Raw genomic sequence first — 7325 nt, 5'->3', positions numbered from 1 at the left:
CCCGGTGCTGGCCGCCGCGCTGCGGCTGGCCGGACACCGGCCGGTGGCCGCCTCCGGCGTCTCCGACGCCTCGCGCCGCCGCGCCGCCGCGCTGCTGCCCGGCGTTCCGCTGCTGACCCCCGACGAGGTGCTGGCCAGGGCCGACCTGGTGCTGCTGACCGTGCCCGACGACGCGCTGCCCTCGCTGGTCGCCGGGCTCGCCGAGACCGGCGCCGTGCGCCCGGGCCAGCTGCTGGTGCACACCTCGGGCCGGCACGGCGTGGGCGTGCTCGCGCCCGCGCTGCGCGCCGGGGCGCTGCCGCTGGCGCTGCACCCGGTGATGACCTTCACAGGCAGCACCGTCGACGTGCAGCGGCTCGCCGGCTGCTCGTTCGGGGTGACCGCGCCGGCGGAGCTGCGGACGGCCGCCGAGGCGCTGGTCATCGAGATGGGCGGGGAGCCGGAGTGGATCGAGGAGCGGGACCGCCCGCTCTACCACGCCGCGCTGGCCATGGGCGCCAACCACCTGGTCACCCTGGTCGCCCAGTCGCTCGACGTGCTGCGGGAGTTGGGCGTCTCGGCGCCCGACCGGATGCTGGGGCCGCTGCTGGGCGCCGCGTTGGACAACGCGCTGCGCTCCGGCGACGCGGCGCTGACCGGCCCGGTCGCGCGCGGCGACGCGGGCACCGTGGCCGCGCACCTGGCGGAGCTGCGGGCGCACGCGCCCGGCGCCCTCGCCAGCTATCTGGCGCTGGCCCGCACCACCGCCGACCGCGCCCTCGACCACGGCCTGCTCCGCCCGGAGTCGGCCGAGGCCCTGCTCGACGTGCTCGCCGGCGACGACGGCGGCGGCCCGGGCGGCGGCCAAGGAACGGACGGAGCCGAACGATGACCGTGACCGTGACGCACACCGCCGCCGAGCTGCGCTCCCACTCCCCGGGAGGCGCCGAGCGCGCCGTCGTGATGACGCTGGGCGCGCTCCACGAGGGCCACGCGGCCAACATCCGCGCGGCCAGGGAACGCGTCGGACCCGCCGGCCAGATCGTGGTGACGGTCTATGTGAACCCGCTCCAGTTCGGCGCGGGCGAGGACTTCGAGCGCTACCCGCGCACCCTGGAGGCCGACGTCAAGGTCGCCGAGGAGGCCGGCGCCGACCTGCTGTTCGCGCCCTCGGACGAGGAGATGTACCCGGGCGGCCGCCCGCTGGTGACGCTCTCGGCCGGCCCGCTGGGCGAACGCCTCGAAGGCGCCCACCGGCCCGGCCACTTCGACGGGATGCTGACCGTCGTCGCCAAGCTGCTCCACCTCACCCGCGCCGACGTCGCGACCTTCGGCGAGAAGGACGCCCAACAGCTGGCGCTGGTGCGGCGGATGGTCGCCGACCTGGACTTCCCGGTGGAGATCGTGCCGGTGCCCACCGTGCGCGAGCCCGACGGGCTGGCCCGCTCCAGCCGCAACCGCTACCTCTCGCCGGCCGAGCGCACCACGTCGCTGGCGCTCTCCCGCGCCCTGGCCGCCGCAGCCGAACACCCCGACGCGGCCGGCGCCCGCGCCGCCGCCGGCGCCGTGCTGGCCTCGGCGGCCGGCCAGGACCCGCCGCTCGAACTCGACTACCTGGCGCTGCTCGACCCGGCCGACCTGCTGGAGGTCGCCGACGACTTCGCCGGCGAGGCGCTGCTCGCGGTGGCCGCCCGCGTCGGCACCACCCGGCTGATCGACAACCGCCGGCTGACCCTGCGCGGTCCGGCATGAGCGCCCTGACCGCCCTGCCCGCCGGGACGGCGGGCCCGCTGCCGGCGCCCGCGCCCGGCTGGGCGATCGAGGCGGACGTGGTGGTGGTCGGCTCCGGCGTCGCCGGGCTGACGGCCGCGCTGCGCTGCGCCGCAGCCGGCCGGCGCACCGTGATCGTCACCAAGGCCCGGCTGGACGACGGCTCGACGCGCTGGGCGCAGGGCGGCATCGCCGCCGCGCTCGGCGAGGGCGACAGCCCCGAGCAGCACCTGGCGGACACCCTGGTCGCCGGCGCCGGCGTGTGCGACGAACGGGCCGTGCGCACCCTGGTCACCGAGGGCCCGGCCGCCGTGCGGCGGCTGATCGCGCTGGGCGCCACCTTCGACACCACGCCGGACGGCGGTCTCTCGCTGACCCGGGAGGGCGGCCACCACCGGCGCCGGATCGCGCACGCCGGCGGCGACGCCACCGGCGCCGAGATCTCCCGCGCCCTGGTGGCGGCCGTGCGCTCCGCCGGCATCGAGACCGTGGAGAACGCCCTCGCCCTCGACCTGTTGAAGGACGTGAACGGGCGGGCCGCCGGCGTCACCCTGCATGTCATGGGCGAGGGCCGGCACGACGGGGTCGGCGCGGTCCGCGCCCCCGCCGTGGTGCTCGCCACCGGCGGCATGGGCCAGGTCTACTCCTCGACCACCAACCCCGCCGTCGCCACAGGCGACGGCGTCGCGCTGGCGCTGCGCGCCGGCGCCGAGGTCTCCGACCTGGAGTTCGTCCAGTTCCACCCGACCCCGCTCTTCCTCGGCCCCCAGGCCGAGGGCCAACAGCCGCTGATCTCCGAGGCGGTGCGCGGCGAGGGCGCCCACCTGGTGGACGCGGCCGGGGTCCGCTTCATGCTCGGCGCGCACGAGCTGGCCGAGCTGGCGCCCCGCGACGTCGTCGCCAAGGCCATCACCCGCCGGATGGCCGAGCAGGGCACCGACCACATGTTCCTCGACGCCCGCCACTTCGGCGCCGCGATGTGGGAGCGCCGCTTCCCGACCATCCTGGCCACCTGTCGTTCCCACGGCATCGACCCGGTGACCGAGCCGATCCCCGTCGCCCCGGCCGCGCACCACGCCTCCGGCGGCGTCCGCACCGACCTCGCCGGCCGCACCACCGTGCCCGGGCTCTACGCCTGCGGCGAGACGGCCTGCACCGGGGTGCACGGCGCCAACCGGCTGGCCTCCAACTCCCTCCTCGAAGGGCTGGTCTTCGCCGAGCGGATCGCCGAGGCCGTCGTGGCCGACGCCCCCGCCGCCGGCGAGCCCGTCATCCCGCCGCCGGCCACGGGCGGCCCCGGCCTGCTGCCGCCCGAGGCCCGCCTCACCATCCAGCGGCTGATGACGACCGGCGCCGGCGTGCTGCGCTCGGCCGCCAGCCTGGCCGGAGCCGCCGCCGCCCTGGACGCGCTGACCTGCGACGACGACCGGAAGCCCGCCGAGCCGGGCGCGGACACCTGGGAGACGGCTAACCTGCGTCTGGTCGCCCGGGTGCTGGTCTCCGTGGCCCAGTCCCGGGCGGAGACGCGCGGCTGCCACTGGCGCGACGACCACCCCGAGCGGAACGACGCCCGGGGCCGGTGCCACCAGATCGCCGCCCTGCGCGCCTCGGCGGAGGGGCACCACCTCGCCGTTCACACCACCGAATCGACCGCGTTCCCCGACGGGCCGGTCGTCCCCTAGGAGAGCCTTCACCGTGACCAGCAGTCCCCGTACCCCAGGCACACCGCCGGCGCCACCGGTCGAGCTGACCCTGCTGCCGCTCGGCAGCCGTCCGGCGTCGGACGAGCCGGTCGGCGGTGGCTGCGGCGCGGGCTGCGGCTGCGGCGCCGGCCACCCGGACGGCGAGGCGCCGGCCCTCGACCCGCTGGAGTGCGGGCTCGACCCCGACCTCGCCGCGCTGCTCGCGGCCGGCGGCCTCGACCCGGTGGGGGTGGAGGACGTCGCCCACCTCGCCATCGAGGAGGACCTGGACAACGGCGTCGACCTGACCACCGTCGCCACCGTTCCCGAAACCGCCGTCTCCACCGGCGACTTCACCGCCCGCCAGGCCGGCACCGTGGCCGGGCTGCACATCGCCGAGGCGGTGCTCTCGGTGGTCTGCTCCGACGCCTTCGAGGTGGAGCGGCACGTCGCCGACGGCGACCGGGTCGAGCCGGGCCAGGTGCTGCTCTCCGTCACCGCCCGCACCAGGGACCTGCTGACCGGGGAACGGTCCGCGCTCAACCTGCTGTGCCGGCTCTCCGGCATCGCCACCGCGACCCGCGCCTGGGCCGACGCCCTGGCCGGCACGTCGACCCGGGTGCGCGACACCCGCAAGACCACCCCTGGCCTGCGCGCCCTGGAGAAGTACGCGGTGCGCTGCGGCGGCGGCGTGAACCACCGGATGTCGCTCTCCGACGCCGCGCTGATCAAGGACAACCATGTGATCGCCGCCGGCGGGGTGGCCGAGGCGTTCCGCCGGGTGCGCGCCGAGTTCCCCGGCGTGCCCGTGGAGGTCGAGGTGGACCGCCTGGACCAGATCGAGCCGGTCCTCGCCGAGGGCGCCGACCTGCTGCTCCTGGACAATTTCACCCCGGAGCAGACCGCCGAGGCGGTCCGACTGGTCGACGGACGGGCCGAGTTGGAGTCCTCCGGCCGGCTGACCCTGGCCGACGCGCCCGCCTACGCGGCCACCGGCGTCACCTATCTCGCGGTCGGCGCGCTCACCCACTCGGCGCCGATCCTGGACATCGGCCTCGACCTGCGCGAGGCCGACTCCGCCGAGGGGCGCGACTGACCATGCTGCTCACCATCGACGTCGGCAACACCCACACCGTGCTCGGCCTCTTCGACGGCGAGGAGATCGTCGAGCACTGGCGCATCTCCACGGACGCCCGCCGCACCGCCGACGAACTGGCCGTGCTGCTCCAGGGCCTGATGGGGATGCACCCGCTGCTCGGCGAGGAGCTGGGCGACGGCATCGACGGCATCGCCATCTGCTCGACGGTGCCCTCGGTCCTCCACGAGCTGCGCGAGGTCACCCGGCGCTACTACGGCGACATCCCCGCCGTGCTGGTCGAGCCGGGCGTCAAGACCGGCGTGCCGATCCTCACCGACAACCCCAAGGAGGTCGGCGCCGACCGGATCATCAACGCGGTCGCCGCCGTCGAGCTGTACGGCGGCCCCTGCATCGTGGTCGACTTCGGCACCGCCACCACCTACGACGCGGTCTCCGCGCGCGGCGAGTACGCGGGCGGCGCCATCGCCCCCGGCATCGAGATCTCCGTCGAGGCCCTCGGCCTGCGCGGCGCCCAGCTGCACAAGGTGGAGCTGGCCAGGCCGCGCCATGTGATCGGCAAGAACACCGTGGAGTCCATGCAGTCCGGCATCCTCTACGGCTTCGCCGGCCAGGTCGACGGCATGGTGGAGCGGATGTCGCGGGAGCTGGCCGACGACCCGGACGACGTCACCGTCATCGCCACCGGCGGCGTCGCCCCGATGGTGCTGCGCGAGTCCACCGTGATCGACGAGCACGAGCCCTGGCTGACCCTGATCGGGCTGCGGATGGTCTACGAGCGGAACGTCTCCCGTCTCTGAACGCCGGCGCCGGGCCCGCCGCCGGGCCCGGGAACACGCCGCCCGCGCCACGAATCACCCGGGATTGTCTGTTTAGTACTTAAAGTCGGTTTATGGCTATGTCTCAGGCTTCCTCCCCGACCCCAGGCGGCGACGGGGACGACAACGGTGAGCAGCAGTCACGGCGGCCGGCGGCCCGCCGCCCGGTGCCCACGCCGGCGGAGGTCTTCCCGCCGCGCCGCAGACGCGCCGCCCCGCCGCCGGCCCCGCCCGGGGGCGGCGAGGGGGACGGCGGGGACGGATCGGGGTCCGGCGCCGGGGAGCGCGCCGAAGGGGAGGAGTGAGGCGAAGCCGGCACGGGGCGGTCGGTAGGCTGACTCACCCGAGCAGCTCCCAAGGAGGCCGATTCCCGTGGACTACGTCGCCGCGCTCTTCGCCCCCACGGTGATGGCCGTGGCCTTCACCTTTCTGATCGTCACCATCGTCCGCAGCCAGGGCGGCGCCAACAAGTACAAGGAGGACGCCGCCGTGGACGCCGCGCTCGCGGCGGCCAACCCCAACTCCCGCCCCGCCCAGCCCGATCGAGGCGAGGCCGCGCGCTCCGCCGACTGATCCGGGCCCCTCCCGACGGGCGCCTGGCGGGTCGCGGGAACGCCCGTTTTATCCCGGCGCACTATTGTGCTTCCTGTGCCTCGGCCTTTGGGAGACCTGGAAGACGCGGTGATGACCCGCGTGTGGGAGTGGAACCGTCCGGTCACGGTGCGGGAAGTTCTCGAAGATCTGCGCCAGGACCGTTCGATCGCCTATACGACGGTGATGACGGTTCTGGACAACCTGCATCAGAAGGGCTGGGTCCGCCGCGACCAGGAGGGCCGCGCCTATCGCTATGAGGCGATCTCCACTCGCGCTGCGTACTCGGCGGCATTGATGAATGACGCGTGGTCGGAGAGCGACAACCCGGCGGCCGCTCTCGTCGCTTTCTTCGGCATGATGTCCCCCGAGCAGGCCGCGGCATTGCGCGGGGCCCTGCGGGTGGTGGACGTGCCGGGAGTTCGAGTCACCGCCCCCGAAGACGAAGACGAGCCGCCGCAACGATAACCTCGCCGCTGTGTCGGAAACCCCAACGGAAGTCACCGTCCGCCGCGCCAGGACTACGGATGTCACGACCGTGCGCCGGCTCATCGACGCGTACGCCCGGCGGGGCATCCTGCTCGACAAGGCCACGGTGACCCTTTACGAGGACATTCAGGAGTTCTGGGTGGCCGAGCGGGACGAGGACGGCACGGTCGTGGCGTGCGGCGCGCTCCACGTGATGTGGGAGGACCTGGCCGAGGTGCGCACCCTCGCCGTCGACCCCGAGGTGAGGGGGCGGGGCGTCGGCCACCGCCTGCTGGAGAAGCTGCTGGGCACGGCCAGGTGGCTGGGCGTTCGTCGAATTTTCTGTCTCACCTTCGAAGTTGAGTTCTTCGCCCGCCACGGGTTCGTCGAGATCGGTGACACCCCGGTAGACGGGGATGTGTACAGCGAGCTGCTGCGTTCCTATGACGAGGGCGTGGCCGAGTTCCTGGGACTGGAACGGGTGAAGCCCAACACATTGGGTAACAGCAGGATGCTGCTGCATCTCTGATTCATGTGACGAGCGACGGTTATGTCCGAATCGTCCCATCCTGTCTTATGGGTCGCCGGGCTAATCTCGGCCCGGGGTTTGTGTTTTCCCGGCAATGGCGGTTTGATTACATCCGCAGTACCCAGAATGGTATTCGGAACTATGAAAGAGGAGTAGCCCGGTGGCACAGAAGGTTCAGGTCCTTCTCCTCGATGACCTCAGCGGGGGCGAGGCGGACGAGACAGTTACGTTCGCGCTCGACGGGAAGACTTACGAGATCGACCTCAACTCCGAAAACGCCGAGAAGCTGCGCGAAGCCCTCGACCCCTATGTCAAGGCGGGGCGGCGGGCCGGCAGCGGCCGGGCCGCCCGCGGGCGTGGCCGGGGCGCGGCGACGGGTGCGGCCGCCGGCG

Annotated in this window: 10 protein-coding genes; all 10 read left to right on the top strand. The window is 73.9% G+C overall.

Annotated elements, in window-relative coordinates:
* Nucleotides 1-871: Rossmann-like and DUF2520 domain-containing protein (locus tag EBN88_RS27190; protein ID WP_122399698.1), on the top strand; the 871-nt coding region annotated here is incomplete at its 5' end.
* Nucleotides 868-1731 carry a pantoate--beta-alanine ligase gene (panC, locus tag EBN88_RS27185; RefSeq protein WP_122399695.1) on the top strand — a complete coding sequence of 288 codons (864 nt, stop codon included), beginning with the start codon at nt 868-870 and terminating at the stop codon, nt 1729-1731. The genes EBN88_RS27190 and panC, both read left to right, overlap by 4 nt.
* A complete protein-coding gene (locus tag EBN88_RS27180; protein WP_122399694.1) occupies nt 1728-3431 on the top strand; it encodes an L-aspartate oxidase in 1704 nt (567 codons plus the stop codon). The genes panC and EBN88_RS27180 overlap by 4 nt, the downstream gene beginning before the upstream one ends.
* 64 nt (nt 3432-3495) lie before the next feature.
* The gene (gene nadC, locus EBN88_RS27175; RefSeq protein ID WP_122399697.1) at nt 3496-4527 is read left to right on the top strand and encodes a carboxylating nicotinate-nucleotide diphosphorylase; all 1032 of its coding nucleotides are present in this window, start codon (nt 3496-3498) and stop codon (nt 4525-4527) included.
* 2 nt (nt 4528-4529) lie between these two features.
* Complete coding sequence (locus EBN88_RS27170) at nt 4530-5327, top strand: type III pantothenate kinase (RefSeq protein WP_122399693.1); 798 nt, start codon at nt 4530-4532, stop codon at nt 5325-5327.
* A gap of 92 nt (nt 5328-5419) precedes the next feature.
* Nucleotides 5420-5650 carry a hypothetical protein gene (locus EBN88_RS27165; RefSeq protein WP_122399692.1) on the top strand — a complete coding sequence of 77 codons (231 nt, stop codon included), beginning with the start codon at nt 5420-5422 and terminating at the stop codon, nt 5648-5650.
* Nucleotides 5651-5717: 67 nt separating this feature from the next.
* Nucleotides 5718-5918, top strand: a complete 201-nt coding sequence (locus EBN88_RS27160) for a hypothetical protein (RefSeq protein WP_122399691.1) — start codon at nt 5718-5720, stop codon at nt 5916-5918.
* Between the two features lie 75 nt (nt 5919-5993).
* A complete protein-coding gene (locus tag EBN88_RS27155) occupies nt 5994-6404 on the top strand; it encodes a BlaI/MecI/CopY family transcriptional regulator (RefSeq protein ID WP_122399696.1) in 411 nt (136 codons plus the stop codon).
* A 10-nt stretch (nt 6405-6414) separates the two neighbouring features.
* Nucleotides 6415-6933, top strand: a complete 519-nt coding sequence (locus EBN88_RS27150; RefSeq protein ID WP_122399690.1) for an amino-acid N-acetyltransferase — start codon at nt 6415-6417, stop codon at nt 6931-6933.
* Nucleotides 6934-7093: 160 nt separating this feature from the next.
* Nucleotides 7094-7325 (top strand): histone-like nucleoid-structuring protein Lsr2 (locus EBN88_RS27145; RefSeq protein ID WP_147472867.1); only part of this gene is annotated, 232 nt, incomplete at its 3' end.

It is taken from the genome of Streptomyces triticirhizae (genome assembly GCF_003696235.1).
GTDB classification, from domain to species: domain Bacteria; phylum Actinomycetota; class Actinomycetes; order Streptomycetales; family Streptomycetaceae; genus Streptomyces; species Streptomyces triticirhizae.
Note: the sequence above shows the minus strand (reverse complement) of the source record. Positions and strands in the feature narration are given on the sequence as shown.